The organism is Paraburkholderia sp. MM5384-R2 (assembly GCF_014201025.1).
GTDB classification, from domain to species: domain Bacteria; phylum Pseudomonadota; class Gammaproteobacteria; order Burkholderiales; family Burkholderiaceae; genus Paraburkholderia; species Paraburkholderia tuberum.
On the sequence record NZ_JACHDI010000045.1, the window covers coordinates 1 to 24,818 of the forward strand.

The following is a 24,818-nucleotide window of genomic DNA, read 5'->3' on the forward strand; positions in this document are numbered from 1 at the left end:
CTGGCGAATGGACGAGAGCTATATCAGGATCAAAGGCGAGTGGAAATATCTTTATCGGGCGGTGGACAAGGCGGGCGACACGATCGACTTCCTGCACAGGGCCAGGCGGGACAAGGTTGCAGCCCGGCGGTTCTTTGAAAAAGCCATCGCCCACAATGGTGCGCCAGAGACCGTGACCATCGACAAAAGCGGCTCCAATCTGGCCGCGTTGAACGCGGTGAATGCCGATCGCGAGACGCCGATCAAGGTCCGCCAGATCAAATACCTGAATAACATCGTCGAACAGGACCATCGGGCTATCAAACGCCGGACCCGTCGTATGCTAGGGTTCAAGGATTTCCACAGTGCGAGGGTCTATCTCGGCGGCATCGAGGTAATGCACATGATCAGGAAAGGACAGATGAAATGTGTGGGCAAAGACCCGTTGTCTGCTTCCCGGCAGTTTTATTCACTTGTTATGTAAGCAATACCGATTATATTGACATTTGTCGTCTCGTCACGCTTACTGCGACAGAACCGGTGCGGACGCTGCGGTCTCGCCCTCTAGCTTCCTCGATGCCTCCACCATTGAAGCACGAAGCCGTGCACCAGCCTTCTGGCGAACCGGGTAGGTACCGCGTCGCGACCAGCAACTGAACGCGCGAGCGGAAACAACTCCGCACAACGTCGGAACGAGCATGACTGTACAAATTTTCTGCGGCGCTGCACAAGTCATCGTAAACACCAATATGTGGGAAGCCTGTACCGGTTGACTGTTGGGGTTTCTACTTAAAATTCATCTTCGCCAATGCCAGTAAGGCTTTCGGCGTCGACCTCCTAGGTCGCGCCTAATGCGTGCCGAAAGGTCATTGACATTCGCCCCAGCCGCTCTAGAATGATTTTGCTGCATCGCATCAATTGCTCGACGTTGTGGCTTTTGGTGGCTGATAGCTCGCGATTCCGTGCATCGGAACCTTGGGACGCTGGTCCCGCATCCTCTATGGAGTTAAAGATGAGCAGTATTCCCCCGGAACAAATCGTCGCTGCGCAGAAAGCTGGTGTTGACACAACATTTGGCATCCTGACCAAATCATTTGACGCCATCGAAAAGCTGGTCGGGTTGAACATGCTAGCAGTCAAATCAAGCCTCGCCGAAAATCAGGAAATCCTGGTCAAGGCGTTTTCGGCCGGAGCGCCGCAGGAGTTTTTCGCACAACAGGCAGGCCAGGCTCAACCCGCCATAGAAAAAGCACAGTCATACTGGCGCCACGTTTACGAAATTATCTCCAGCACTCAAGCCGAATTCGCCGCCGTCGCCGAAGCAAAAATCAAGCAGTTCCAGCACGATGCACAGGCATTTGTCGACAGCGTCGCGAAGAACGCGCCGGCGGGAAGCGAAAACGCCGTGGCTGCGTGGAAGACCTTCATCACCACGGCAAGCGAGACGGCGAACACGACGTATGAAGCTGCGAGCAAGGCCGCAAAGCAGGCGGTAGAGACTGCGGAGAGCAATATCAGCGCCGCGGCGTCGACCTCGGCCAAGCGGACTCGACAGCTTGCAGCACCGGTCGAAACCAGTGAGAAGTAATAGCGTTTTGTCGTAGCTCACTACTGTCAAATCGTTCAGGCGAGCACCCCGCCCGCGTTGCTTGCGGGGTGGCCGCCTGTGGCGGTGCGAGGCGCCCGGTGCGCCTCGCACGCGGTCGCGGAACTCGTCTCCTGCGCCAGAAATTTTCAAGCGCCGTTGCGCAGGTCGCCTGCCATAGCTTCGTTTGATTTCGTCCGGCATCCATCACGCGAAGCAACCACATTCTTCGAGGCCGCAGGTACATCGAGGCTTGTGCAACCGGGCAACGCCGAGCCGACGGTAACGAGACTGAAGGAGGAGCGGATGAACACGGCAGAAAGGTCCCTGCGTTCGCTGGTTGAAAAATGGCTGACACCAGCTGCGGCGACGCCGATTCGGGTAACCCGATTCAGTCGCACAGGCTCTAGCCGCAGGCGTTACGTGCGCGTTGAGGCACAGCGACCGGACGGTTCGGTTGGGCTTTTTTTCTTCCGGCACGATGACGGCACATGGCAGGTGTTCCCGCCCGAGACCCACGGTCCAGGAGTATGTGCTGGCGCTAGCGCCGTGCGATTGGGTCATCGCAGCAGTCTGTTTGCTGTATTGCTTGATTTCAAAATTCCGACCTATTTTTCATATTTTTCATATCAGTAAAGTTGGGCGCGACCGTTTTTTCGGACACACGCCAGAAAACAAAAGCAGGCAAATCAGAGTGCACGCAATGACCTTCACTGACAGAAACCCGACGGGCGTGAGTGCCTACACATTCCGTAATATCGACCCCGCGACTGACCATCTCGAGCAGGTGCTGGGCGCGCAAGGAGCGGAGTCTCTATTCACCAGAACTTACTGGCGCGGGCGCGTGCTTCAGGCACTTGCGACGCAGGGACTTTCACCGAACCAGCAACAACGACTGCAGAGACTGCTGGAAAGCATCGATGCATTCCCGCCTGAAATATCCGTCTCCAGTCCGGAACAGGCGATGAGTTAGCCAAACCCGCGGAGGGCTCGCACATCCCGGCGGAACTCGCCTCATCGATAGCCACTTCGGAGTTTCTATTGCACCACGCCATAAAAGTCGCGAGTTGGTTGCAGATGCAACTACAAGGGAAAAAAGTCTTGGGCTATCGTTCGGGACAGGCGCCGCTGCGAACCATCCCGACTGCACTGCGCGCCGTTACTCGATGGGCTGCGGTGACGCGTCCGCTTAACGATAGGGCTCGACAGCGGTCAACCCCGGGGGCCATCTGATTTATTATTGACCGGGTAAGCCAGCGGGTGCTTTCGGCGGCAACCCTGCGTTCGGTCAATAAGGACTCTATGCAACTATGGACGACACCCTCACCGCGGAACCCGGCGTTTCTTCAGACGGAAGATTGGTTGCTTTCGCTGCATCTTTTCGCAACCAGTCGGTGCAATGCTCAATCAGCCGCGACGCGCTCGAACGCCATTTCTGGTTGCCGGCCGGTGCTAACGAGGCGCGCACATTGAAAGCATTTGCCGACGGACACCAGCGCATAACGGCAGCCGTCGAAAGAAGAATGCTCAAGAAGACTGGCGCCCCGATAGTATTGTCGGCAGCAGACTTTGCGGACCGATGACGCGGCTCCAGCGGCGACCATCTATGACGTCTCGCACCGATTAAATCGGACGCATCTTTTAGAGTCGGCGCATTCCGTGCTTCCAATGCAGGCAGCCTCAGAGAAGCCACGCCAAACGCCAACCGAAGCGTCCGGACGGTGGTCGCGCCCGGTCCCCAGGAAACAACGACGATGAAAGAGAAAAAGGTCTCGGCGGAGGCACACGCCCTCGAACGCGTGGTGACCGCCGCGCGAGAAGTACAAGCCGCTTCACTACGGCTGGAAGCGCACTACGCAGGAGACCCACATAAGCAACCCACGACCTTGGCATTGGCCAGATTCGCGGCGGCCATGCAGGAACTGAAGGACGCGCGGGAAGCCTTCGATGCGCTGCTCGAGAAAACAGACCTGACCTCCACCCAGACGGCAATCTCACGAGTCAGCTTTGTGAGGCGGCAGTCGCTAGACATTAGCATTTTCCCGCACTCGCCCTGATGGAATGCCGCAGCCGCATTACCATCGACTGTTCACACCCATTAAGCTGGAGTTCCTGATGGCCCTTCCACCCTCTGTGCAAGACGGGTTTCTTCAGATGCTGTCCAGAGACAAGATGGCTCGCCTGTGCCCATTCGGACACGATGCCGCTGTCGAGAGGGCGCGGAAATTATTGTGGTCCGGCCTGGGCATTCCCGAGCAACAGAAATCCAATTCATTGACCGTCGGGATTGCCCGCGAACGTAACATTCCGAACATAACGAAGCGCTGCGACGTTTTAGACTGACCCATCGCATATACCCGAGTCACGGCATGGAGTCCAAGCCAAGCCAATCCATCACAAAGAAGGCTCTGGTGCAAATAGCGCGGGGGCGAATCGGTGAAGGTGTCAGGCTGAATGAATTGAGAACCGACGATGAGCAAGCTGAAGAGCCTTGACAAACTGTTCGCAGGCCGTCACTTTGACCGCGATGTGATCATTCTGTGTGTTCGCTGGTAACCGCCCGCGCCAGGCAAACCTTGCGGCAGCATGATCATCGGTTCCATCGAAATGACCATGTTCGGTTCGAGCACCGTGTCGATGTCTTCCCGCAGTTCGAGCCCGGTTTCGCGTCCGTAGTAATGCGAGAGCACACCGAACGAGTGGCCGTAGCCAAACGTGCGGTATTGCAGCAGGTTGTACTCCGCGTAAATCCTGTTCAGTTCGTGGGCGATATCGCTGCAGCGTGCGCCCGGCTTGATCAGTTTCAGCCCCGCCTCGTGCACTTCGACGTTGACCTTCCACAAACGCAGGTGGTCATCGGAGCAGTGGTCGAAAAACATCGTGCGCTCGAGGGCCGTGTAGTAACCGGCGATCATCGAGAAGCAGTTCAGGCTCAGGATGTCGCCCTTCTGCACCTTGCGTGTGGTCACCGGGTTGTGGGCGCCGTCCGTGTTGATGCCGGACTGGAACCACGTCCACGTGTCCATCAGCTCTGAATCGGGGAAACGTCTGGCGATTTCACGGACCATTGCCTGCGTCGAAGCCAGTGCCACTTCATGTTCGGGCACGCCTTCATGTACCGCCGCCGCGAGCGCCGCTCCCCCCACATCGCACACATTGGCGCCATGCCTGATGACCTCGATTTCTGCAGCGGACTTGATCATGCGCATGCGCATCGTCTGCGCGCTGATATCGACGAATTCGACAGAGGGCAGCGCGGCTTTGAGCTTTTCCAGCACATCCACGGGGACATGATCGAACTCGATGCCGACGCGGCCCTTGTTGTCGATTTCCTGCTGCACGGCACGGAAGAAGTTATCGCGCTGCCAGTCGGTGTAGACCACGTTGTAGTCGCCGACCGTACGACGCCACGGCTGGCCGCCATCGATATTTGCCGAGATCGACACCACCTTGTCCGGCGTTACGACGAGCCCGTACTTACGGCCGAACGAGCAGTACAGGAAGTCCCCGTAATAGTTGATGTTGTGATACGACGTGAACAGCACGGCATCTATATTCTCGTTGGACATCAATGCGCGCAGCTTGCCCTGGCGGCTCGCATACTCCGCATCCGAGAAGGTGTGCTTCACCTTCTCGCCATTCTCAATCCGAATCAGATTTTCCAGTTTCATGCGCTCGCTCCTTGGTGAAAAACGCCAGCAGGTGTGAGCGAATAGTAGAAGTTCAACGAATCAGAAAATTATCGACTGCGACAAACTACTCTCGATTTTCGACATGAAGGGTAAACACTCTCGGGGCTGCGAGTTCACAGTAGCACTGGTCTCGGCCAGCACTACCCAGCACCTGCTATGGCACACTATCACCGACCATATCCGGGCGTCGCGAGAACTGTTCCTTGGTCAGCGGGTGCCAGACATGGAAGGTTTCGACCCGACGGCGCCTTCCGTTCGAGCATCCGTCCTTTTGCTTCTCGCCATGGGAATGCTTCCACAACGGGGAATCGCGGCCGGCATTTGGACGATCGTTTTTTTCGGCCAATCTATATGCGGGCATTGAACACATAAAAATAGCCCTGAAAGACGCGATTCTCCGGATGCCGCCGCGACCGATACCTCAGCCAACGCGTGCCGTTTGTACATCGGAAGGTCTTGGCCAGCTTGCCGGTCGCGACGGGGTGACTATAGACTTCTTCAGTCTACCTAACTATTTTGGTTCGGCCACGTCAAGCCTCTCCACTTGCCGCGTGTGCTGCACCACATCGGCGTCGTCGAGCCATAGCGCCTTACGGCCAAAGCCCGTGTACATCCGGCCCGGCTCGGCGCCGTACTTGGGATTGACGTGCCCGGTGCTCTGCGCGCGGCCGCCGGCGCGGAAGCGCTGGCCATCGGATGATGAGGTCGTGCCATCTCCCCAGTGAGCGGCGAACGGATGGACGTGCTGGGCGTTGACGAGTTCGGCCAGCGCCTGGGAATACGTCTCGTCGCGGATGTGCCATGCCTGCAGCCACGCCAGTTTTGCGTAGGTCGTGCCTGGGCAGGCCTCGGCCATCTTCGTGAGGCCGAGGTTGATCGCATCCGCGAGGATCGTTGTGAGCAGCAGCGTCTTGTCCTGAGTCGTCTCGCCGGTCTTCAGGTGCGTGAAGTGAGAGGTGAAGCCGGTCCACGCGTCCACCTCCATCAACAGCTCGGTGATCTTCACGCGCGGCAGCATCAGCGCGGTCTGGCCGATCAGCGCTTCCGCGGCGTCCGGTACCACCGCATCGAGCGGCGTGATCTTCAGGCCCGAGTCCGTGATGATGGCATCGGGCAGATCGTTGGCCGCCGCGAGCCGGTTGACCGTTTCCAGCCGCTGCTCGAGCAACTGCCGCCGCTCCAGGAGATACTGCTCGCAGTCGGTCGTGATAGGCAGTGGCAGCAGGTTCTCCCGCCGGATGGCTTGGAATTTTTCGGCCGGCAGCAGATAGTCGTCGAAATCCTTGAACTGGCGGGAACCTTGCACCCAGACGTCGCCCGAGCGCAGAGCGTTCTTCAGCTCGGAGAGCGCGCACAACTCGTAGTACCGGCGCTCGAGCCCGGCATTCGTGAATACCAGCGGCCTCCAGCGCGGCTTGATGAACCTGGTCGGCGCGTCGGCGGGCAACTTGCGTGTGCCGTCGCTATCCATGGTGCGAATCGTGTTAATGGCGTCGAGCACGTCGACGGCCGCCGGCGCCGCGCGCAGCTTCAGAACCTCGAGGAAGGCCGGCACATAGCGGCGCAAGGTTGCGTAGTGGTCGCCGATCTCGTGCAGGAGATCGAACGCCTCGGGCTGCGCCAGTTGCTCGGCCTCGGTGACACTTTGGGTGAAGGCGTCCCATGAGATGACGGATTCGATCGCCTTGAACGCATCGACGCCGTCCTCCTTCGCCTTGAGCAGGGCCCGGCCCAGTTTCCCGAATAGTCTCACCTTGTCGTTGATGGCCTTGCCCGCGCGCTGGAACCGCTCCTGGTGTTTTTTCTTCGCGGTGTTAAAGAGCCGCCCGACGATGCGGTCGTGCAGCTCGACGATCTCGTCCGTCACCGTCGCCGTCGCTTCCATCACACTCGCCGCGAGCGTCGCGTGCCGGCGCTGCGGTTCGAACTTCGCGAGGTCGTGTGGCGTCATCTGCCCGCCTTCGCGGGCAATCTTGAGCAGCCGGTTACGGTGGACCAGCCGGTCGAGGCCGGCTGGCAAATCGACGGCCTGCAGCAGTTTCAGGCGATCGATGTGTTGCAGCATCTGCCTCGAGCTCGCCTTGCCGGGGTTTGAGGCGCAGTGGAACGGAAAACCGGGTTAAGCGTGAGTGTTCGCCGTGTGCAGCGGAAATTCGTCCGCCCGTGAGAACTCACTGACGAGGGGCGATCTCGACCGGTCACGATCGTCGCAAACCCGCAGCCAATAGCTGACATTCGCCAGCCGCCGTAAGGGCGACGTCTGGATGGCCGCTACGTCCACGTGGGAGTCGCCCGAGATTCGGGTGAACCACGCCTGTGATAATGCGGTTATCAACGGTGCGGTTTCTCCTGACGGTGCATCGCGCCCCTTTTCACTTGAGAAAAGGCCACCGGACAGTGCCCGGTCCTTGCGGCCGTTGCCCTTCACTCCTTCAAATCGACCGCAGGAAGGCTGCGGACACGCCCCGTTGGAGGTCGGATGAGAGGTTCCGCGAACGCGCTATCTCCTTGGTGAGTTGCATGACCGTGCGGCAAGCAAGCGTCAGTTCGCCGTGGGGAGACATGGCCAGCGCAATGAAGCGAGGCACTGGCGGATCGACCACCATCGACGCCTGCAGCCGACATTCCTTTTCAAGATTGGCGATCGCGTAAGGTCCGAGCAACGCATAGATTCCGCCATCGGCCACGATATGCGCCTGCAGACTCAAAGAATCGGCTTCCGCCGCGAAGTTGAGAGAGATCCGGTGTTCACCGGCAATTTGCTCGAGTCGCTCGCGCCAGCTGTTAGGGCGGCAGAAAGAGACCAGTGGAATACCGTCGAGCTTTGAAAAAGCAATCGTGGACTGCTTTACCCGAATGTGACCTTCACATTTCTGGGCTTTCAGTTTCGTCCGCGAAGGGTGTTGACCAGGCACGGGCAGGTCTCGACCAGCTTTGTACCTGGCGTCAGTCCTGACGCCCTGAAACGGATGAGACAGGTGGCGCGGGGGTGGCGGTTGCAGCGCCAAACGTCGAAATCACTGTTCGAGCTCGCTGAGCAATGTAATCCCACGATATGTGGCTGGTGGAACTACTACGGGGCTTTCTATCGGACAGCCATGCATGAGTTGAGTCGGTATCTCGACCGAAAGCTCGTGCGCTGGGTTCAGCGCAAGTACAAAACACTGCGACGGCACAAACGGTGCAGTGAAGAGTGGTTGCGCAAGATGAAGAAGGCGTACCCGCGAGAGTTCGCGCACTGGCAGTATCAGGGGGGACAGGTTGGATAACGGGAGCCGTGTAAATCCAGAGGTTTACGCACGGTTCTGCGAGAGACTCGGGGCGCAATTCCCTGGGTCTACTCACCCCTATATCAAGGTCCGAGGCCAGTGGAAGTATTTGTATCGCGCAGTCGACAAGGAGGACAACACGGTGGATTTTCTGCTGCGCGCCCATCGTGACAAGGCCGCGGCGCGGCGCTACTTCGAAAAGTCAATCGACCAAAATGGCGAGCCCGAGACGGTGACAATCGATAAAAGCGGTGTTTCCCGCTCCGCGCTGGATGCCCTCAACGCGGAGCGGGAAACACCGATCAAGATTCGCCAGAACAAGTATCTGAACAACGTCGTCGAACAAGATCATCGGGCGATCAAGCGACGCACGCGGCCCATGCTCGGCTTCAAGAATTTTCGTTGTGCCCGCATCCTGTTGAGCGGCATCGAACTCATGCACATGATCGCCAAGGGCCAAATGGAAGACAGTGGCATCGGATACACTCGTGCCGAGCAGTTTTACTCACTGGCAGCATAAGCAGTCCTACTTATACCACCGTTCGTCCGCGTCTTGCCCTTACCGCGACAAAACCGCTGAAAGTGCCTGGCGGGAACGATGCCGTGCCGGGCAAGTGCGCTTTTCGCGCAGACGAGCGGGCAGCCGTCGATGGCCATGATCGGCCGGCCCGAGCGCGCCAGCTTCAGCAAGGCGGGAACGTCGCCGCCGACACCGGCGATGCATGACATCTCGGCCTTGCCTCGACGGTCGAGCTGCAACGCCACGTCGTTGGCCAGTTGCGCCGCGCTCGAGCAACCCGAGCACGAATACACCAGCGGTCGCGATTTTCTGTCGTTGCCCATTTCGTCATCTCTCCAGTTTCAGTCCGAACATTCAACCACGGCGGCTAGATCAGCTTCGACCACGACGACGTTGCCGGCTGGTCCAGATAGCCGTCAAACACCATGGCCATCGCGCGGAAAAAAAACGCCCTTTCGGCGGAATCGAGAGGCCGTCAGCATCCAACCTGATCAGCCCCGCTTCGCGGTATGGTTCCAGCGCGGCCAGTTCGCGCGCAAAGTGCTGCACGAAATCCATCTGATGCGAGCGCGAGAACGCCGCGAAGTTCAGCGGCACGCTGCACATCAGCGTCATGATTACTTCGCGGCGCAGCAGATCGTCCCGCGTGAGCGCGATACCGCGTTCGACGGGCAACCGTCCTTCGTCGAGCAGCCGGTAGTAGCCCTGCAGCGAACGTGTCGACTGGCTGTAGCTGCTGCCGACTTTGCCGATCGCAGATACGCCGAAGCCGATCAGGTCACATTCAGCCTTCGTCGTGTAGCCCTGGAAATTGCGATGCAGGCTACCGTCGCGCAACGCGACGCTCAGCTCGTCATCGGGCTTCGCGAAGTGATCGAGGCCAATGTAGACGTAGCCCGCGTCGAGGAAGCGTTGCGCCGAGAGCATGAAGATGTGCAGGCGCTCCTCGGCCGAAGGTAATTCGCGCGCATCGATCAGCCGTTGGGCCTTGAAGCGTCCAGGCAGGTGCGCGTAGTTGTAGAGCGCGATGCGGTCCGGCGCGAGGCGAATCACTTCGTTCAGCGTGCGATCGAAGCTGGCCACTGTCTGCCGCGGCAGGCCGTAAATCAGATCGATGTTCACGGATTCGAATCCCGCGTTGCGCGCGCTTCCGAGTGCGCGCTCCACCATGTCCTGCGGCTGGATGCGATTGACGGCTTGCTGAACCTCGGGCGCGAAGTCCTGCACGCCGAAGCTCGTCCGGTTGAAGCCGAGACTCGCGAGTCTCGCAAGCGTCGTGCCGTTCACCGTTCGCGGATCGATTTCGATGCCGAGCTCCGCATCGGGCGCGAAATCGAAGTGGCTCCGCAGCTTCTCGACAAGCTGCCCAAGCTTGGCGGAACTGAAGAATGTCGGCGTGCCGCCGCCCAGATGCAGCTGCACGGTGCGCCGGTCCGGCCCGAGATGCGGCGTGACAAGATCCATTTCGCGCGCGAGGTAGTCGAGATACGTCGCGCTTCGGCCGTGGTCGCGCGTAATGATCTTATTGCACGCGCAGAAATAACAGAGCGACTCGCAAAACGGCAGATGAACGTAGACCGAAAGCGGCGGATTCTGCTTCGCAGCGGCGCGCCCGACAAGGTAGCGCGTGTACGACTGCTCGTCGAAGCCGGCGCCGAACCGGTCGGCCGTGGGGTACGAGGTGTAACGCGGCCCGGAGCGGTCGAAGCGACGAACCAGGTCTTCTGGAATCTCGATGCCGTGAAGAACGGAGACGCCCGCCTCCTTCGTATGAGCCGGCGTCTCCCGTCCATTGTCTGCTTCGCGTTGCATATGATTCCTCGATCTTAGAACATTTCGTGCATGGGGCGCGGCGATCGCGCCTACCTGATTGTCGTGCGCGGAGTCCAGAAGCGATTGACCTGTGTCAATGCAGCTGACTGCAACACCGCGATAGTCGACTGTCGGAGGATTCCCACGGGCTGGCGCGACGCAAGCCCAAAAAAAGATATAGTATTGATATATCTTAAAAGGTGCGCCATGAGACTCACAGACTTTACGGACTACAGCCTGCGCGTACTGATCTACGTTGCTGTGCGCGACGACGAACTCGTCACGATCCAGGAAATCTCCGACACGCTTGCCATCGCGCGTGGCCATCTGGTGAAGATCGTTCATCAACTGGGGCGCGCCGGCTACCTGAACACGACGAGGGGTCGCTCGGGCGGCCTGCGGCTGGGCCGGCCCGCAAACCGGATCACAGTGGGCGACGTCGTGCGCGCAACAGAGCCCGATTTCCGCATGGTCGAGTGCTTCGATACCGAGGGCAACAAATGCGTGATCACTGCGGCATGCGGGCTGCGCGGCGTGCTGGGGCAAGCGTTGCGGGCGTACATGGAAGTGCTCGACAAATACACGCTGGCGGACATTGCGGCCAAACGCAACACGTTGACGCGTCTGCTTGCCAGCGCTCCGGAAATTCAGCCGCTTGTGCGGCGCGCACGCGAGTAAGCGTGACGCCTGACGCACCTTCACCTTGAATCAGCACGCAACTGTTCGGCTTCAGTGCCGCCGAGGCGCAGGGCGCCAACCGCAACCTGATCATCCCCCGGCATCTGCGCGAAGTCCATTGACGCGACTTCGAGGCTGCCATGACGAGCGGCGCCACGCGGCTGCACGATTGCGTCACACTCATGCACGAGATCCACAAGACGGGCGCAAGCTCTACGTCGATATGAGCTTCACTCCGGTGCGCGACCGGGACGGCTCGGTGTGCGGAAGGTGGCATGGCGGCCGTGCATCGGCCGGTCCTGCGGCGCTGCGCGGCGTGCGATCGGGGCTCCGGCCGTTCCTGCCTGGCGACGCCGTGTCCGGAACCGTCGGGAAAGCGCTGTGGCTGCCTGCACTTTCCCCGATGAATTCGCGCGACATTATTCACAATCCATTCGATGCTTTGGCACTGCGCACCGGTGCGGCTCGTGCAAACTGAGACGCAGTGTCAACCGTTGATAAATTCACCGCAATTTCGGGTGCGCACTCGTCGGCGGCAAGCCACTCCGGATCTCCACTGACACCACCGCTCGTGCGGTTCGACAGCTCTGCCGCAGCGCGGACAAAAGAATCTTCCGTGCCGGCATTGCGCAGTTTATGGCCAGAAGCGGTTGCGTCGCTGATGCGCGTGGGTATCAGTCAAGGCGTGTCCGTTTGCTGCCCCTGGTCGCTGGACGCCTTCGCGTCAAGAGTGATCTGCTTGCGAAGCGTCTCGAAACGCGTCAGTACGTTGACTCCGAAAAGCGGATCCGCGGTGGCCGGTACGGTCGCATCTACCGCAGCCCAGTCGTGTTCTGTCAGCGTCCGGGCAGCGAGGTGCATGACGTCCCGTTCCTCAGAGGAAAGGTGATGACGATAGTACACAAGATACGTTGCCATGGCCGCCTCCAGATCGGCGCGCGGCATCACAACGTCGCCCGCGGCTTCATTGATGCGATTCAGGAGTTCTTCACCCGCCACGGCAATTACGCGATGTTCCTGCAGAAGGCGGTTTACCACCAATCGGGTCCCGGGATCCCGTTCAGCAAGTCGCGCGTATGCCACATCTTCACGCGGATGATGAACGCGATCAGTAAAGTTCCGCATGTAATAGAGGACATCGCCCATCAGAGCGTAATTCGGGCTCCCGCCCTCGTGGAAAGCTGCTACCTGTTCGTCCAGAATGTCGAGTAGCCGGGCGAAATTGATGTGGTCGGAGTGCCATTCGGTAAGTGGGTCGGCCATCGCGTGCTCCACGGAAATAGGTCAGGTACTCGATACGGTGCTAAAGACAGGGCCTTACCCGTTCGCCGTGCCCGATAACGTCCAGCGGGAACCGGTGTAATCAAATGCTACTGGTTCCAGCCAGGGAAGAACTGACGCAGGTCAAAACAACCGCACGGTCCGCGGAGATTGTGCTGGACTGGCAGGCCCGCGAGAGCCTCTGCCAGTACGATCAGGAGTCTGTTCAAACGGGACGTTCACGTAGACCGCTTACGCTGGCGTCAAGGCTTACCGCGGGATGGTATTGACGATCAAGGTGAACAGCCTGTCAAGGTCCTCCTCAAGTTTGACGCCGTCAAACGGGTCGCGATTTGCACCGAACGCAGCATTGACCTCATCCCAGTCTTCGTTAGTCAGGAAGCGCAGAGCACCGGGCAAGATCAGGTCCTCTTCCAGTCGTCTGTGGTTGGAGGAGAACTCAACGTACTCATTCACCAGATGTTTCAACGACGCGCATGCGGCATCACCAACCAGTTCATAGCGGGTCAGTGCATTCTCCAGCTCCTGAACCTGGACGTTACCTTGAACATGTTGCGACTCGAGTTTATCGATGACGTGGTCAAGTTCATGCGTTCGCGCGCGCAATCTCGCAAAAAGGAAATGATCTTCTTTCGGATGGTGAACCTGTTGCGGGTATTCGCGGATGTAATAGAGCATGGCCCGCAATACGATGAGGGCTCGCGTTTCTCCCTTCGCGCCCAACTGGTTGACGAACTCCTGCATCGCCCGGTTCACGGACGCCAACTGTTCATGTTCTCTCAGAATGACTTCTACAGCACCTCCCCGCCCCCACGCAGACATGTCAACCTCCTCTGCCGTCTATGGACATGCGCAAGCCATCGAGTTGTAGCCTCGTTATCTGGCGACGAGAAGACAGTGACGCTCTGGCTCACGCTTCTGACAAGAATGGCGCATGCAGGCCTTATATAGTTGATCGGGATCAAGCGGGATTCGCAGCGGTATCGGGCGCGGGAAGGTGAATGGCAATCGGGAATGCGTTCGTTTGGCTGCGACGTAAATCCTGAATTCGCCGCTGCGTCGCAAGTCACCGTCACTGCAGTGCAGTGACACCCATACGGCACCGGTGGAGCTAGCGTCTGCTTCAGCAACTCAAATGCTGGGCGAGCACCCGTCCTTCGCATTTTTGAACGCGATCCCAATTGCAGATTCGAATTTTGCGGTCGAATGACCGGCCGCGATTTCCGAGCGACTACCGGTGCCCGGTTGTCGATAATTGTCGATTGGGACGTGCGTATGGGACAGCCATACGCTTAGACACACACAACTCGAACTGCGCCTGCGTCCGGGGCGCACGTGAGCCAGCCGGATGGTCCAATGTTGCGTCTCGATACGACGAAGACACGGCTGCCGGTCATCGGCGCCGGGCACGCGCGGCGAACGAGCACGGCCGGGCGGCCTGCCTTTAGCGCAAGGCAATGGGTGTGCGCGTCGCAAGGTAATGGGCAATCCCGACAACCGGCATCGCAAGTGTTTCCACCACTTCCCAGAGTCTGACTGAAAAGCCGGGAATTGCGTTCGCCGCCAATGCTGATCACGCCAACACCGGATCGTTGCCGCTCAGGTTGATTTAGCTCAAATCGCTGATGATTAAAAATCCAGGTAGTTCTTTAGAACTACGGCTCGACGGGACGCCATAGTTCCAATGCCTCACGCGTTACACCCACTCGACGGATATTCATGCGGACGCCAGCCGCACACAATCCTATCCACCGAGACTCCAACAGCGCCACATCATGAACCACCTGCCGCAACCTGTTTTCGACCAGAGCTTGCCACTGCTCGATGTCGCCCTGCTCACGTTCTGCATCGTCCTGCTGGTCTGGATGACCGGCGTCCTGGTAGACCTGCGGCAGCGCGTGAAACGGCTCCGATCCAACCCGGACCGGAGGATCGATCATCCGACAGGAGAATTGCAATGAACTCCCGGCCGATAGCATCGCGGCCAGGTCGCACACTCGCGATCTGGTCCCCCGAAGACAAGGCGTTCTGGGAACGTGAAGGCGAGGCAATCGCCAGGCTCAACCTGTGGATCTCGGTCCCTGCGTTGTTCCTCGCGTTCGCAATCTGGCAGGTCTGGAGCGTCGTCGCGGTGAATCTGCCGACGCTCGGCTTCCGCTACTCGACGAACCAGCTGTTCTGGCTCGCGGCGGCGCCGGCCCTGAGCGGCGCGACGCTGCGCATCTTCTATTCGTTCATGGTGCCGCTTGTCGGCGGCCGCCGCTGGACGGCAATCTCCACGGCTTCGCTGTTGATCCCGGCGATCGGTATCGGTTTCGCCGTGCAGGACAACACCACGACCTATCCGACGATGCTGGCGCTTGCGTTGCTGTGCGGCCTCGGCGGCGGTAACTTCAGTTCGAGCATGGCCAACATCAGCTTCTTCTTCCCGAAGGAACGCAAGGGGTCGGCACTCGGCGTCAACGCCGGACTCGGCAACCTGGGAGTTTCGGTCGTGCAGTTCCTGAGCCCGCTCGTCGTCACCGCCGGCATCTTCGGCGTCTTTGCCGGCGACCCGCAAAGCGTCGTCAAGGCCGGACAGACCACGCTCGTGTGGACGCAGAATGCCGCCTTCGTCTGGGTGCCGTGGATTGCCCTGGCATCGCTCGCCGCATGGTTCGGCATGAACGATCTCGCGGAAGCGAAGGCGTCGTTCGCCGAACAGGCGGTGATCTTCCGGCGCAAGCACAACTGGGTGATGTGCGTGCTGTACCTCGGCACCTTCGGATCGTTCATCGGCTACGCCGCAGGCTTCCCGCTGCTGATCAAGAGCCAGTTCCCCGGTGTCAATCCGCTCGCCTACGCCTGGTTGGGACCGCTCGTCGGCGCCGCGGTGCGGCCCTTCGGCGGGTGGCTCGCCGACAAGCTGGGCGGCGCACGCGTGACGCTGTGGAACTTCGTCGTGATGGCATGCGCCGTGGGCGGCGTGCTGATCTTCCTGCCCAGCGGTTCCTCGGCGGGCAGCTTCGCGGGTTTCTTCGCCAGCTTTCTCGTGCTGTTCCTGACCACGGGCATTGGCAACGGCTCGACGTTCCGCATGATCCCGGTGATCTTTCTCACCTCGAAGCTGCGCGAAGTCGACCCGGCCGATCATGAAGCCGTGCAGCGCGCAACCAGGGAAGGCAACACCGAGGCCGCGGCCACGCTGGGGTTCTCCGCGGCCATGGCGGCCTATGGCGGCTTCTTCATTCCGAAGAGCTATGGAAGCTCGATTTCCCTCACCGGCGGCCCTCAAGCGGCGCTGTACGTGTTCATTTCGTTCTATCTCGTGTGCATCGTCGTGACGTGGTGGCACTATGCCCGCCGCAACGCACCGATGCCCTGCTGAAACCGGAGCCCGTTCCATGAGCCATTTTCTTGACCGACTGACCCACTTCGCGCTCCCGAAAGAGCAGTTTGCGGACGGTCACGGCGTCACCACCGGCGAAGACCGCACGTGGGAAGACACCTACCGGAATCGCTGGGCTCACGACAAGATCGTGCGCAGCACGCACGGCGTGAACTGCACGGGCTCCTGTTCGTGGAAGATCTACGTCAAGGGCGGCATCGTCACGTGGGAAACGCAGCAGACCGATTATCCGCGCACCCGCTGGGACATGCCCAATCATGAACCGCGCGGCTGCGCGCGCGGCGCCTCATACTCGTGGTACCTCTACAGCGCGAACCGCGTGAAATACCCGATGGTGCGCGCACGCCTGCTCGAACGCTGGCGCGCAGCGTTGCAGGCGCATGGCGATCCCGTCTCCGCGTGGACCTCGATCGTCGAAAACCCCGAAGCGCGGCGCGACTACCAGAAGGTGCGCGGCATGGGCGGCTTCGTGCGCAGCAGTTGGGAAGAAGTGAACCGGATCGTCGCCGCAGCCAATGTCTATACGATCAAGGCGCACGGCCCCGACCGCATCATCGGCTTTTCGCCGATTCCGGCGATGAGCATGGTCAGCTACGCGGCAGGGAGCCGCTACCTGAGCCTGATCGGCGGCGTCTGCATGAGTTTCTACGACTGGTATTGCGATCTGCCGCCGGCCAGCCCGCAAGTCTGGGGCGAACAGACCGACGTGCCGGAATCGGCGGACTGGTACAACTCCTCCTACATCATCGCCTGGGGTAGCAATGTTCCGCAGACCCGCACGCCCGACGCGCACTTCTTCACTGAAGTCCGCTACAAGGGCACGAAAACCGTCGCGGTGACGCCGGACTACAGCGAAGTCGCAAAGCTCTCCGACCTCTGGCTGCACCCGCGGCAGGGAACCGATGCCGCGCTCGCCATGGCGATGGGGCACGTCGCGCTGAACGAGTTCTACTTCAAGACGCGCAGCGAATACTTCGACGGCTACGCGCGGCGCTACACCGACCTGCCGATGCTCGTGATGCTCAAGACGCACACGCTGCCGGACGGGCGCGAGACGCTGGTGCCGGACCGCTACCTGCGCGCCAGCGACTTCAACGGCAAACTCGGGCAATCGAACAATCCGGAATGGAAAACCGTCGCGTTCGACACGGGCGGCCGTGCCGTGCTGCCCAACGGTTCGATCGGTTTCCGCTGGAGCGCCGAAGCCGGCGAAGACGTCGGCAAGTGGAATCTGGAAGAAAAGGAAGCGCGTCACGGCGAGGCGGTCACGCTCAAGCTCTCCGTGCTCGAGGACGGCTCGCAGCCGCACGAGATCGTCGATATTGCACTGCCCTACTTCGGCGGCGTGCCGACACCGCATTTCACCGCCAATGAACTGGACGGGCAGATCAATCACGTGAAAGCGCCGGCGGTACGGCTGCGGCTCGGCAAGGAAGGCGAAACGCGTGAAGCACTGGTCGCCACCGTGTTCGATCTTCAGGCAGCGCAGTACGGCATCGACCGGGGCCTCGGCAGCGGTGCGGCCAGCTACGACGACAATGCCGCGTACACCCCCGCGTGGGCGGAGTCGATTACCGGCGTGCCGCGCGATCAGATCGTCACCGTCGCTCGCGAATTCGCCGCCAACGCCGACAAGACGCACGGCCGGTCAATGGTGATCATCGGTGCGGCAATGAACCACTGGTATCACGCCGACATGAACTACCGCGGCGTGATCAACCTGTTGATGATGTGCGGCTGCATCGGCCAGAGCGGCGGCGGCTGGGCGCACTACGTCGGCCAGGAAAAGTTGCGCCCGCAAACCGGCTGGACCGCGCTCGCCTTCGCGCTGGACTGGATCCGCCCGCCGCGACAGATGAACGGCACCAGCTTCTTCTATGCGCACACCGACCAGTGGCGATACGAAAAGCTGAACATGGAGGAGATTGCTTCGCCGCTCGCCGACAAGCGCCTCTATGGCGGCAGCATGATCGACTACAACGTGCGAGCGGAGCGCATGGGGTGGCTGCCGAGTGCCCCACAGCTGAAAGCCAATCCCTTGCAGGTGGCGAAGCAGGCCGCGGCGCAAGGCATGGACGCCAAAGACTACGTCGTGAAGGGGTTGCGCGACGGCAGCCTGCAGATGAGCTGCGAAGATCCCGACGCGCCGCAAAACTGGCCACGCAACATGTTCGTGTGGCGTTCGAATCTGCTCGGCTCCTCGGGCAAGGGCCATGAGTACTTTTGCAAACATCTGCTGGGTACGGAAAACGGCGTGCAGGGCAAGGACCTGGGCCGCGACGACGCGCGCCCCGTCGAGGTCAAATGGCACGACGAGGCGCCAGAGGGCAAGCTCGATCTGCTCGTGACGCTGGACTTCCGCATGAGCACGACCTGCCTGTATTCGGACATCGTCTTGCCGACGGCCAGCTGGTACGAGAAGAACGACCTCAATACCAGCGACATGCATCCGTTCATCCACCCGCTCTCCGCAGCAGTGGACCCGGTCTGGCAGGCCCGTTCCGACTGGGAAATCTACAAGGGCTTCGCAAAGGCTTTCAGCGAAGTATGCGTGGGCCATCTAGGCGTCGAGCGCGACGTCATGCTGAACCCGTTGATGCACGATTCGCCGGCCGAACTCGCCCAACCGTTCGAAGTAAGGGAGTGGCACAAGGGCGAATGCGATCTCATTCCCGGCAAGACGGCGCCGCAGATCATGACGGTGGAGCGCGACTACCCGAACGTCTTCAAACGCTTCACCGCGCTGGGCCCGCTGATGAACCAGGTCGGTAATGGCGGCAAGGGTATTGCATGGAAAACCGAAACCGAGGTGACGCAACTCGGCCAGCTGAATGGCTTCACCCAGGACGACGGCCCGACGAAGGGCATGCCGCGCATCGTTACCGATATCGACGCCTGCGAAGTGATCCTGCAGCTTGCGCCTGAAACCAATGGTCATGTAGCGGTAAAAGCCTGGGAGGCGCTGTCGAAAGCCACCGGGCGCGAACACAAGCACCTTGCGCTCTATCGCGAGGACGAGAAGATCCGCTATCGCGACGTGCAGGCGCAGCCCCGCAAGATCATCAGTTCGCCCACCTGGAGCGGCATCGAAAGCGAAACGGTCAGCTATAACGCCGGCTACACCAACGTTCACGAACTGATTCCGTGGCGCACACTCACCGGCCGCCAGCAGTTCTATCAGGATCACCCCTGGATGATCGCATTCGGCGAAGCCTTCTCGAGCTACCGCCCGCCGGTGGATCTGAAGGCGACTGGCGGCATCCATAACGTCAAGCCCAACGGCCACCCGGAAATCGTCCTGAACTTCATTACGCCGCACCAGAAGTGGGGCATTCACAGCACCTACAGCGACAACCTGTTGATGCTCACGCTAAACCGCGGCGGGCCCGTCATCTGGCTGAGCGAAGAGGATGCGAAGCGCGCCGGTGTCGAGGACAACGACTGGGTCGAGCTCTTCAACATCAACGGCGCGATTGCGGCACGCGCGGTGGTCAGCCAGCGGGTCAATTCGGGCATGGTGCTGATGTACCACGCGCAGGAGAAGATCATCAACACGCCGGGTTCGGAGATCACCGGCGTACGCGGCGGAATTCACAATTCGGTCACCCGGATCGTGCTCAAGCCCACCCACATGATCGGCGGCTATGCGCAACTGAGCTACGGGTTCAACTACTACGGAACGATCGGCACCAACCGCGACGAATTCGTCGTAGTCCGCAAGATGAAAGACGTCGACTGGCTGGATACCCCACGCGGCGACGAGTTCGCTCGCGCCTACCAGTCCCAGGGCGAGAACCCCTGATCGATCGCCGGTCCCAAGGAGCCAAATCATGAAAATACGCGCACAGATCGGCATGGTGCTGAACCTCGACAAATGCATCGGCTGTCACACCTGCAGCGTCACGTGCAAGAACGTATGGACGAGCCGGCCGGGCGTCGAATACGCCTGGTTCAACAACGTCGAAACGAAGCCCGGCATCGGTTACCCGAAGGAGTGGGAAAACCAGGATAAATGGAACGGCGGCTGGGTGCGCCATGCCGACGGCTCGATCGCGCCGCGCCAGGGCGCCAGGTGGAAGCTGCTGATGCGCATCTTCGCGAACCCGAACCTGCCGCAGATCGACGACTATTACGAGCCCTTCACATTCGACTACGACCACCTGCAGAGCGCGCCGGAAATGAAAGCCGCCCCGACGGCCAGGCCGCGCAGCCTGATCACCGGCCAGCGGATGGAAAAGATCGTCTGGGGTCCGAACTGGGAAGAAATCCTCGGCGGCGAGTTCAGCAAGCGCAGCAAGGACCGCAACTTCGACGACATCCAGAAGGACATCTACGGCCAGTTCGAAAACACCTTCATGATGTATCTGCCGCGCCTGTGCGAGCACTGCCTGAACCCGGCATGCGTCGCGTCGTGCCCCTCCGGCTCGATCTACAAGCGCGAGGAAGACGGCATCGTGCTGATCGATCAGGACAAGTGCCGCGGCTGGCGGATGTGCGTGAGCGGCTGCCCGTACAAGAAGATCTATTACAACTGGAAGAGCGGCAAGGCGGAGAAATGCATCTTCTGCTATCCGCGCATCGAAGCCGGACAGCCGACGGTGTGCTCGGAAACCTGCGTCGGACGCATCCGCTATCTCGGCGTGCTGCTGTACGACGCGGATCGCATCGAACAGGCCGCGAGCGTCGAGCATGACAAGGACCTGTATGAGGCGCAGCTCGGCATCTTTCTCGACCCGCACGATCCGCAGGTGATCGAACAGGCCCGCAGGGACGGCATACCGGAGAACTGGCTCGACGCCGCGCGCACGAGCCCGGTCTACAAGATGGCGGTGGACTGGAAGGTCGCGTTGCCGCTGCATCCGGAATATCGCACGCTGCCGATGGTCTGGTATGTCCCGCCGCTCTCGCCGATCAGCGCGGCCGCGAACGCAGGCCATATCAGCGCAAACGGCGAAATCCCGGACGTGAACCAGTTGCGCATTCCGGTCAAATATCTCGCCAACCTGCTCACCGCGGGCGATACGAAACCGGTTGTGCGTGCACTCGAACGGATGCTTGCGATGCGGACCTATCAGCGCGGCAAGCAGGTGGACGGCTGGGAAAACCACGGCGCCCTGCAACAGGTCGGGCTGAGCACCGCGGAAGTAGAGGACATGTATCGCGTGATGGCGATCGCCAACTACGAAGACCGTTTCGTGATTCCGACCACCCACCGCGAGTATGCGGAGAACGCCTTCAACGTGCGCGGCGGTTGCGGGTTCAGCTTCGGCAACGGCTGCTCCGAGGGCGTGACGGAAACGAGCCTGTTCGGCAGCGAAAAGAAGCGCACGATTCCCATCAAGGTCGAGGTCTGAACGATGTCTACCCAAGCCCTTCATCCTTCCCCTCTCGCCACGACGTTACGCGTGCTTGCGCATCTGCTCGACTATCCGGACGCGGCGCTGCGTGCACAACTGCCCGACATGCGCGCGGCCTTGCACGCGCAGCGCACGCTGGGCGAAGCGCGGCTCGCCGAACTCGATGCGTTGTTCGATCAGCTTCTCGACGCCGCTGGACTCGACGCGGAGGCGGCGTACGTGGATCTCTTCGACCGGGGGCGCGGCACCGCACTGCACCTGTTCGAGCACGTACACGGCGATTCGCGCGATCGCGGCCCGGCGATGATCGATCTGATCAAGACCTATGAGGAAGCGGGTCTCCACCTGGCATCCGGCGAACTGCCCGACCATCTGACCGTGGTGCTGGAGTATGCGTCGACGCAGCCGGCCGGGTCGGCCGCCGACTTTTTGCGGGAAATCGCGCACATCCTGCGCAACGTCTTCAGTGCCTTGTCGAGGCGGCAGAGCACCTACGCCGGCGTGCTGGTGGCGCTGCTCGACCTCGCCGGCGAACCGACGAAGCTCGTGGACGTCCCCTCCGAGCCCGGACTCGACGAGACCTGGAGCGAGCCCGCTGCCTTCGGCGGCTGTTCATCCGACGGGCAACGCAGTCCCGGCGAACCACAGCCAGTGCGTATCGTCAGAACGACACAGCAGCCGCAACCCGGTCAATCCGCGCATGGAGCGTCCACATGAACATCGCCGCGCACACCTTCTTCTTCAGCGTCTACCCGTACGTCTGCCTTGCCGTGTTCCTGATGGGCAGCCTCGCGCGTTTCGACCGCGACCAGTACACGTGGAAGAGCGACTCGTCACAACTTCTGCGCATGGGACAATTGCGCTGGGGCAGCAACCTGTTCCATGTCGGCATCCTGTTCCTGCTGTTCGGCCACACGGTGGGCCTGCTGACACCGCATTTCATCTATGAACCGTTCATCAGCGCGCAGCACAAGCAACTGCTGGCCATCATCTCGGGCGGAGCAGCCGGCCTCGTCTGCTTCGTCGGTCTGACCTTGCTGCTTCACCGGCGCATCTTCGATCCGCGCATCCGTCTCACGAGTCACCGCACCGATCTGGCGATCCTCGCGATTCTCTGGGTCCAGCTCTGCCTCGGCCTGCTCACCCTGCCTTATTCGTTCGCCGACCGGGCCGATGCGCATACGATGTTGAGGCTCGCCGACTGGGCGCAACGCATCGCGACGTTCCGGCCCGACGCCAGCGGCCTCCTCGCGGTCGAATGGCCGTTCAAGGTGCATATCGTGCTCGGCATGACGGTCTTCCTGCTGTTCCCGTTCAGCCGGCTGGTCCACGTCTGGAGCGGGTTCGCATCGATCGCGTATCTGTTCCGCCCTTATCAGCTGGTGCGCTCGCGACGCCTGAACGTGCCGGCCGGTCATCAACAGCCGCGTCGCAAGATCTGACGCGCAGGAGCATCGAACATGCAAGACACTCTGTCCACCGTCGCAACCGTGAACGGTACTGCGCTGCACACGGGCGGCGAGATGCTGTCCAGCGAAGCGCTACGCCAGCGCGCGTGCATCGAACTGCTGCGTCAGTCGGCCATCGAAGAAGGCCTGCTCGACGCGGACGACCCGGTACCCACCGGCGGCGCCATCAGCGTCGTCGCCTCCGACGCGATCGACGCATTGCTGGAGCGCGCGTTGCAGCTACCTGAACCAACGGAAGACGCCTGCCGCCGATATCATGCCGCGCATCGAAACCGCTATGCTGTCGGCGAGCGGGTGCGTGCACGTCACGTGCTGTTCGCCGTCACGCCCGGCGCGGATATCGACGCGCTTCGCAAGCGCGCCGAGGCGTGCCTGCTGGATCTTCGATGCGAAGACCCGGGAGCGGGCGACCGCTTCGCCCGTGTGGCGCGGGATCTGTCGAACTGTCCGAGCGGCGGCGACGGCGGAGACCTGGGATGGTTGCGCACCGACGAATGCGCGCCCGAGTTCGCCAAGGAACTATTCGGGCGGCCGGACATCGGCGTACTGCCGCAACTCGTGCACAGCCGCTTCGGCCTTCACGTGGTCGAGGTCATGGAGCGTGATGCCGGCACCGTGCCGGGCTTCGAGGCGGTAAGCGAGGCGGTCGCGCAGGCGCTGCGCCAGCAGGCCTTCGCCACTGCGCTGCGTCAGTACGTCAGTCTGCTCGCGGGCCGGGCCGATATTGCAGGAGTGCAACTCGATGCCGCGGCCACGCCACTCGTCCAGTAGTCGTGCTGCTGTTCATATCGCTGGAGGACCGGCATGCCATTGATCGACTTCTATCCGGCGCTGAAATTCAGCCATGTCTCGCTGGTGAGCTGCAGCGGCGCCCTTTTCGCCGTGCGCGGCGCGGCCGTGCTGACGGACCGGGTCTGGCTGATGCGCACGCACTGGCGAGTCCTCAGCTATGTCATCGACTCGCTGTTGCTGGCCGCTGGCGTCACGCTGTGGCTCATGCTGCGCCTGAACCCAACGCGCGACGTGTGGCTCGGCGCGAAGCTCCTGCTGCTCATGCTGTACATCGCGGTCGGTTCGCTGGCCATGAAGCGAGGACGCACGCTGGTCGCGCGGGGCGCCTTCTACGGATGTGCCATCAGCGTGTACCTTTTGATCGCGTCGATTGCTGTCACGCACAACCCCCTCGGTTTGCTGGGACGCTAATCATGACCTCCTTTCTCGTTCTCCGCGCATCGCGCGGCGCCGGATTCGACGAACCTTTCGACATGCTCACCGCGTGCCACGAAAGAGTCGGGCGAATGTCGATGCTGCTCGAAGGGCTGGCACGGCACCTCGACGAATGCGGCGCGGATGCCGACGCGGCTCAGGCCGCGCGCGACATCACGCGGTATTTCGACGTAGCCGGCCCCGCCCATCACGAAGACGAGGAAAGGCACCTGTTCCCGGCCCTGATCTCGCAAGGCTTGCCCGCCGAGGTTGCAATCATCGAAAAACTGCAGCGCGAACATCTCGCCATGTCGGAACAGTGGAAAACGCTTCGGCTTGATCTGGATCAGTTGGTTCAGGGCCGATGGCCGGTAAATATGTCGACTGAAGCTTTCGCACGCTGGGCTACCTTTGCGGCGCTGTACCGCGATCACATGGCGACCGAAGAAACGCAGGTGTATCCGGCCGCACGGCAGTTGTCCGACGACACCGCCCGCGCCGGAATGGGCTATGAAATGGCGCGGCGCAGAAGCGTGCCCTGGCCACGACCGTAGGCAAAGCGTCCGCTTTAACCGTCTGGAG

The 24,818-nt window shown here is 60.9% G+C and carries 24 protein-coding genes and 3 pseudogenes; 20 read left to right on the plus strand and 7 right to left on the minus strand.

Annotated features, from left to right (window positions below; genetic code table 11):
- The 7 genes from HDG37_RS36375 to HDG37_RS36405 all read left to right on the plus strand — a co-directional run.
- Positions 1-463: IS6 family transposase (locus HDG37_RS36375; RefSeq protein WP_184056118.1), on the plus strand; the 463-nt coding region annotated here is incomplete at its 5' end.
- Between the two features lie 528 nt (positions 464-991).
- Complete coding sequence (gene phaP / locus HDG37_RS36380; protein WP_184056120.1) at positions 992-1,567, plus strand: TIGR01841 family phasin; 576 nt, start codon at positions 992-994, stop codon at positions 1,565-1,567.
- A 303-nt stretch (positions 1,568-1,870) separates the two neighbouring features.
- Entirely contained in the window at positions 1,871-2,200 is a 330-nt protein-coding gene (locus HDG37_RS40505) for a hypothetical protein (protein ID WP_260335240.1), read from the plus strand.
- A gap of 67 nt (positions 2,201-2,267) precedes the next feature.
- Complete coding sequence (locus HDG37_RS36390; RefSeq protein WP_184056122.1) at positions 2,268-2,537, plus strand: hypothetical protein; 270 nt, start codon at positions 2,268-2,270, stop codon at positions 2,535-2,537.
- Positions 2,538-2,874: 337 nt separating this feature from the next.
- A complete protein-coding gene (locus HDG37_RS36395) occupies positions 2,875-3,147 on the plus strand; it encodes a DUF1488 family protein (protein ID WP_184056124.1) in 273 nt (90 codons plus the stop codon).
- Between the two features lie 171 nt (positions 3,148-3,318).
- Entirely contained in the window at positions 3,319-3,621 is a 303-nt protein-coding gene (locus HDG37_RS36400; protein ID WP_184056126.1) for a hypothetical protein, read from the plus strand.
- Positions 3,622-3,679: 58 nt separating this feature from the next.
- On the plus strand, positions 3,680-3,907 hold the full coding sequence (locus tag HDG37_RS36405) for a hypothetical protein (protein WP_184056128.1): 228 nt from the start codon (positions 3,680-3,682) through the stop codon (positions 3,905-3,907).
- Between the two features lie 170 nt (positions 3,908-4,077).
- Here HDG37_RS36405 and HDG37_RS36410 read toward each other — a convergent pair whose 3' ends face one another.
- From HDG37_RS36410 to HDG37_RS36420, 3 genes and pseudogenes are all read right to left on the minus strand, one after another.
- Positions 4,078-5,235: an aminopeptidase P family protein gene (locus HDG37_RS36410; protein WP_184056130.1), complete on the minus strand. Its 1,158-nt coding sequence runs from the start codon at positions 5,233-5,235 to the stop codon at positions 4,078-4,080.
- Between the two features lie 628 nt (positions 5,236-5,863).
- A pseudogene (locus HDG37_RS36415) lies at positions 5,864-7,348 on the minus strand (Tn3 family transposase); the annotation flags it as partial.
- 340 nt (positions 7,349-7,688) lie between these two features.
- Entirely contained in the window at positions 7,689-8,171 is a 483-nt protein-coding gene (locus HDG37_RS36420) for a LysR substrate-binding domain-containing protein (protein ID WP_311541844.1), read from the minus strand.
- A gap of 54 nt (positions 8,172-8,225) precedes the next feature.
- Here HDG37_RS36420 and HDG37_RS40510 point away from each other — a divergent pair, with 54 nt between their 5' ends.
- On the plus strand, positions 8,226-8,525 hold the full coding sequence (locus tag HDG37_RS40510) for a group II intron maturase-specific domain-containing protein (RefSeq protein ID WP_221312266.1): 300 nt from the start codon (positions 8,226-8,228) through the stop codon (positions 8,523-8,525).
- 79 nt (positions 8,526-8,604) lie between these two features.
- Positions 8,605-9,045 (plus strand): annotated as a pseudogene (locus HDG37_RS36430) (IS6 family transposase); the annotation flags it as partial.
- On the opposite strand, the gene HDG37_RS36435 reads toward HDG37_RS36430, so the two are convergent.
- Positions 9,027-9,368 (minus strand): putative zinc-binding protein, encoded by a 342-nt coding sequence (locus HDG37_RS36435; protein ID WP_184056132.1) that lies wholly within the window; start codon positions 9,366-9,368, stop codon positions 9,027-9,029. The pseudogene HDG37_RS36430 and the gene HDG37_RS36435 sit on opposite strands and share 19 nt — an antisense overlap.
- 44 nt (positions 9,369-9,412) lie before the next feature.
- Positions 9,413-10,857, minus strand: a pseudogene (hemN, locus tag HDG37_RS36440) (oxygen-independent coproporphyrinogen III oxidase).
- A gap of 207 nt (positions 10,858-11,064) precedes the next feature.
- Here hemN and HDG37_RS36445 point away from each other — a divergent pair.
- Complete coding sequence (locus HDG37_RS36445; protein ID WP_184056134.1) at positions 11,065-11,535, plus strand: Rrf2 family transcriptional regulator; 471 nt, start codon at positions 11,065-11,067, stop codon at positions 11,533-11,535.
- Between the two features lie 169 nt (positions 11,536-11,704).
- Entirely contained in the window at positions 11,705-12,013 is a 309-nt protein-coding gene (locus HDG37_RS36450; protein ID WP_184056136.1) for a hypothetical protein, read from the plus strand.
- A 200-nt stretch (positions 12,014-12,213) separates the two neighbouring features.
- Here HDG37_RS36450 and HDG37_RS36455 read toward each other — a convergent pair whose 3' ends face one another.
- On the minus strand, positions 12,214-12,798 hold the full coding sequence (locus HDG37_RS36455; RefSeq protein WP_184056138.1) for a hemerythrin domain-containing protein: 585 nt from the start codon (positions 12,796-12,798) through the stop codon (positions 12,214-12,216).
- 267 nt (positions 12,799-13,065) lie between these two features.
- A complete protein-coding gene (locus HDG37_RS36460; protein ID WP_184056140.1) occupies positions 13,066-13,638 on the minus strand; it encodes a hemerythrin domain-containing protein in 573 nt (190 codons plus the stop codon).
- Between the two features lie 953 nt (positions 13,639-14,591).
- On the opposite strand from HDG37_RS36460, the gene HDG37_RS36465 reads away from it, so the two are divergent.
- Genes HDG37_RS36465 through HDG37_RS36505 form a run of 9 tightly spaced genes read left to right on the plus strand, consistent with a single transcriptional unit; the run spans position 14,592 to position 24,790 of the window.
- Complete coding sequence (locus HDG37_RS36465; RefSeq protein WP_184056143.1) at positions 14,592-14,777, plus strand: hypothetical protein; 186 nt, start codon at positions 14,592-14,594, stop codon at positions 14,775-14,777.
- Positions 14,774-16,183, plus strand: coding sequence for a NarK family nitrate/nitrite MFS transporter (locus HDG37_RS36470; RefSeq protein ID WP_184056145.1), 1,410 nt, complete (start codon positions 14,774-14,776; stop codon positions 16,181-16,183). Before HDG37_RS36465 ends, HDG37_RS36470 begins: the two co-directional genes overlap by 4 nt.
- 16 nt (positions 16,184-16,199) lie before the next feature.
- Complete coding sequence (locus tag HDG37_RS36475; RefSeq protein WP_184056147.1) at positions 16,200-20,006, plus strand: nitrate reductase subunit alpha; 3,807 nt, start codon at positions 16,200-16,202, stop codon at positions 20,004-20,006.
- Between the two features lie 28 nt (positions 20,007-20,034).
- Positions 20,035-21,558 (plus strand): nitrate reductase subunit beta, encoded by a 1,524-nt coding sequence (gene narH, locus HDG37_RS36480; RefSeq protein WP_184056149.1) that lies wholly within the window; start codon positions 20,035-20,037, stop codon positions 21,556-21,558.
- A gap of 3 nt (positions 21,559-21,561) precedes the next feature.
- The gene (gene narJ / locus HDG37_RS36485; protein WP_184056151.1) at positions 21,562-22,278 is read left to right on the plus strand and encodes a nitrate reductase molybdenum cofactor assembly chaperone; all 717 of its coding nucleotides are present in this window, start codon (positions 21,562-21,564) and stop codon (positions 22,276-22,278) included.
- Positions 22,275-23,003, plus strand: a complete 729-nt coding sequence (gene narI / locus HDG37_RS36490; RefSeq protein ID WP_184056153.1) for a respiratory nitrate reductase subunit gamma — start codon at positions 22,275-22,277, stop codon at positions 23,001-23,003. Before narJ ends, narI begins: the two co-directional genes overlap by 4 nt.
- 18 nt (positions 23,004-23,021) lie before the next feature.
- Positions 23,022-23,801 (plus strand): peptidylprolyl isomerase, encoded by a 780-nt coding sequence (locus tag HDG37_RS36495; protein ID WP_184056155.1) that lies wholly within the window; start codon positions 23,022-23,024, stop codon positions 23,799-23,801.
- 33 nt (positions 23,802-23,834) lie between these two features.
- Positions 23,835-24,233, plus strand: coding sequence for a SirB2 family protein (locus tag HDG37_RS36500; RefSeq protein ID WP_184056157.1), 399 nt, complete (start codon positions 23,835-23,837; stop codon positions 24,231-24,233).
- Between the two features lie 2 nt (positions 24,234-24,235).
- Positions 24,236-24,790: a hemerythrin domain-containing protein gene (locus HDG37_RS36505; RefSeq protein WP_184056159.1), complete on the plus strand. Its 555-nt coding sequence runs from the start codon at positions 24,236-24,238 to the stop codon at positions 24,788-24,790.
- Positions 24,791-24,818 lie beyond the last annotated feature (28 nt).